This is a genomic window from Streptomyces diversicolor (assembly GCF_057537855.1).
The window spans coordinates 1-690 of sequence record NZ_BAAJXA010000146.1 but is presented as its reverse complement, the minus strand read 5'-3'; the positions used below and the strand labels follow the sequence as shown (position 1 = coordinate 690).

Annotated in this window: 1 protein-coding gene; it reads left to right on the top strand. The window is 70.3% G+C overall.

Features of this window, described 5'->3' with window-relative positions; translation table 11 throughout:
* Positions 1-40: 40 nt before the first annotated feature.
* On the top strand, positions 41-690 hold a 650-nt coding region (locus tag AC27LF_RS45560; protein ID WP_479665235.1), incomplete at its 3' end, for an aminotransferase class I/II-fold pyridoxal phosphate-dependent enzyme.

Genomic DNA, 690 nt, shown 5'->3' with positions numbered 1-690 from the left:
CGAAGACCGCCTCGCGGCGGCACGATGGATGGCGCGGCGGATGCCCGCGCCAGAGCCGCACCGGTTGCTGTTGACCAACGGAACACAGAGTTCGCTCCTGCTGGTCCTGCGTCACCTGGCCGCCCCGGGGGATGTGGTACTGGCCGAAGGGCTCACCTACGGGGCCATCGGCAACCTGGCCGAGCGCGCCAGGGTGCACCTGCACCCTGTCGAACTCGACGACGACGGCATGGTGCCCGAGTCGTTGGCCGAGGCGTGCCGGAAGTTCACACCCCGGCTGATCTACTGCAATCCGGGCTACCACAACCCGACCACGACGACGATGAGCCTGGAGCGACGACAGCAGATCGTCGCCGTCGCCCGCCGATACGGGGTGCCGGTGTTCGAGGACGATGTGCTCGGCGCCCTGCACCCGGACACACCGCCGCCGATCGCGACCCTGGCCCCGGAGCTGACCTGGTACTCGATGGGGCTGACCAAGTCGCTCACTCAGGGGCTCCGGGTCGGATACCTCCTCGGCCCCGACCGGCCGACCGTCGAGGCCATGACACAGCCCATCGCGCGACTGTCGTACTGGGTGGCGAATCCGCTGTCCGCCGAGGTGGTCCGCCGCTGGATCGACGGCGGCCAGGCCACCGCCATCGCCGCCGCCATCCATCGGGAGTCGGCCGCACGGCAGCGACTCGCCGC